Annotated in this window: 3 protein-coding genes; all 3 read left to right on the top strand. The window is 71.3% G+C overall.

The window, feature by feature from the left end:
• Positions 1–267 precede the first annotated feature (267 nt).
• Positions 268–1,488, top strand: coding sequence for a helix-turn-helix domain-containing protein (locus V6M57_RS04615; protein ID WP_332813811.1), 1,221 nt, complete (start codon positions 268–270; stop codon positions 1,486–1,488).
• A 44-nt stretch (positions 1,489–1,532) separates the two neighbouring features.
• On the top strand, positions 1,533–2,201 hold the full coding sequence (locus V6M57_RS04610; protein WP_332813810.1) for a Vgb family protein: 669 nt from the start codon (positions 1,533–1,535) through the stop codon (positions 2,199–2,201).
• Between the two features lie 148 nt (positions 2,202–2,349).
• Positions 2,350–2,470 (top strand): DUF899 family protein (locus V6M57_RS04605; protein ID WP_332813812.1); only part of this gene is annotated, 121 nt, incomplete at its 3' end.

The following is a 2,470-nucleotide window of genomic DNA, read 5'->3' as shown; positions in this document are numbered from 1 at the left end:
TGGGGCAGGGCATGGGGCAGGGCATGGGGCGGGCGCGGCGTAGCCGCCCGAACGTCCGCTCTCCACCAAACTTCGCGTCGGTTTGCCGCTCCGGTTTCGCCGTCGAGCGCTTTGGATGCGACCGCCAAACGCAGACGCGCAAGGCCGCTGTGGCAGGCGAAGCCGGGGCTGCATCTTCAACGCCGATCCTGTCCCTGGCCGCGCACGCCAGCGCCCGGAAAGTTGCAGGCGCGGCGTTGCATCAGCAGGGCGGTGTAGCCTATGGTCATGGATTCCCTGATCACCGCCTCCGCGCGCGCGCTGGCCGCCGGCGACGCGCTCGGCGCCCTCAAGCGGGTCGCCCTGCGCGATGACCCGCCGGCGCTGGCCTTGCGCGGCATCGCCATGGCCCAGCTCGGTGAGCACCCGCGCGCCCGCGAACTCCTTCGGCGCGCTGCCCGCGGCTTTGGTGCCCACGAGGAACTGGCGCGTGCCCGCTGCGTGGTGGCAGAGGCCGAGGTGGCGCTGGCCATGCGCGACTTCGCCGGCTCGCCGCGCGCACTGGCGGCGGCGGCGGCCACGCTCGAGGCGCATGCCGACAGTGCCAACGCGCTGCAGGCCTGGCTCATCACGGCGCGCCGGCTGTTGCTGCTCGGCCGGCTGGATGAGGCTACGGCTGCGCTGGCGCGGCTGGATGCGCGCGGTCTCCCACCGTCGCTGCGGGCCGTGGCTGAACTGACCGCGGCCGAGCTGGCGCTGCGCGCGCTGCGCGTCGGCGAGGCGCGGATGGCGCTGGCGCGTGCGCACGCGGCGGCCGAACGTGCACAGGTGCCGGCGCTCATGGCCGAAGTCACTGAAGCGCGCGCTGCGCTCGACAGGCCCGCCGCCCGGCGCCTTACCACCAGCGGTGAGCAGGCGCTGCGCCTCGATGAGGTCTCGGCGCTGCTGGCCTCGGACGCGCTGGTGGTGGACGCCTGCCGCCGCGGGCTGGGCGCCGGCGACCAGTGGCGGCCGCTGGCGCGCCGGCCTGTGCTGTTCTCGCTGGCACGCTCGCTCGCCGAAGCATGGCCCGGCGATGTCAGCCGCGAAGCCCTGATCGAATCTGCCTTTCGCACCAAGCACCCCGATGAGACGCACCGGGCGCGCCTCAGGGTCGAGATCGGCCGTCTGCGCGCGCTCGTCAAAATGCTGGCGACCATCGAGGCGACCGAGCGGGGCTTCATCCTCAAGCCACTGGCCGGGCGCGACGTCGCCGTGCTGGCGCCGCCCATTGACGGCGACCAGGCTTCGCTGGTGGCGCTGCTCTCGGACGGCGCGGCCTGGTCGACCTCCGCCCTGGCCCTGGCCCTGGGCGCGAGCCAGCGCACCGTCCAGCGGGCACTCGCCGAGCTCGAAGCCGACGGGCGGGTGCGCGCCATCGGGCGGGCACGGGCGCAGCGCTGGCTGGCGCCGCCGCTGGCGGGATTCACGACGATCTTGTTACTCCCCGCTGCGCTGCCGATTGGATAAAGTGGTCTCCACGGCGCCGATGGACGGTGCAACAAGGAGCAGCGATGACCCGCAAGACCCTCAACGACAAACCCGAGGCCAAGGCGCGCCCCGCCGAGATCGTGCGCGAATACGGCTTCCCCGGCGTCCATGACATCGCCGGCGTCACCCACGATGGCCAGCGTGTCTGGGCCGCTACCGGCGCCAGGCTGATTGCCTTCGACCCCGCCAGCGGCGAGCTGACGCGCTCGCTGGAGTGCGCGGGCGACGCCGGCACCGCCTTTGACGGCAAACACCTCTACCAGATCGCCGAGACGCGCATCGACAAGATCGACCCGGCCACCGGCAAGGTGGTGGCGTCCATCCCGGCGCCCGGCAGCGGGAGCGACTCGGGCCTGACCTGGGCGGAGGGCAGCCTGTGGGTGGGCCAGTACCGCGACCGCAAAATCCACCAGGTCGACCCGAAGACAGGCGCCATCCAGCGCACGATTGAATCCAACCGCTTCGTCACCGGCGTGACCTGGGTGGACGGCGAGCTGTGGCACGGCACCTGGGAGGGCGACGACAGCGAGATCCGCCGGATCGATCCGCAAAGCGGCGCCGTGATCGAGCGGCTGGAGATGCCGCACGGCGTCGGCGTCAGCGGCATGGAGTCCGACGGCGCGGACCTCTTTTATTGCGGCGGCGGAAAGAGCGGAAAAGTCCGCGCCGTGCGCCGGCCCAAAGCCGCATAGACCGCATCAACGCAGCGCGCAAGGCCTAACGCCCTTGCGCTGACAACCCCATTCGGTCATTGGACCGATAACGAGCGCACCTGTTACCAGCACGGGTCGGGCGGCGCATTGACCAACGCAAACGGCTCATCGAGCCAAGGAGAAAACCATGAACACAGCAACTGCCGAAGTGAACACCGCGAACCATCCTGTCGTGTCCAGGGAGCGATGGCTGGCCGAGCGCAAGACGCTGCTGGCGCAAGAGAAGGAACTGACGCGCCTGCGCGACC

Origin of the sequence: Ramlibacter sp. (assembly GCF_036676645.1) — a bacterium.
In the GTDB taxonomy this organism is placed as follows: Bacteria; Pseudomonadota; Gammaproteobacteria; order Burkholderiales; family Burkholderiaceae_C; genus Ramlibacter.
Note: the sequence above shows the minus strand (reverse complement) of the source record. Positions and strands in the feature narration are given on the sequence as shown.

What these genes read in the sequence shown, in the direction of transcription:
- V6M57_RS04615 (WP_332813811.1), top strand. Translation starts at nt 268, where the DNA reads ATGGATTCCCTGATCACCGCCTCCGCGCGCGCGCTGGCCGCCGGCGAC.
- V6M57_RS04610 (WP_332813810.1), top strand. Translation starts at nt 1,533, where the DNA reads ATGACCCGCAAGACCCTCAACGACAAACCCGAGGCCAAGGCGCGCCCC.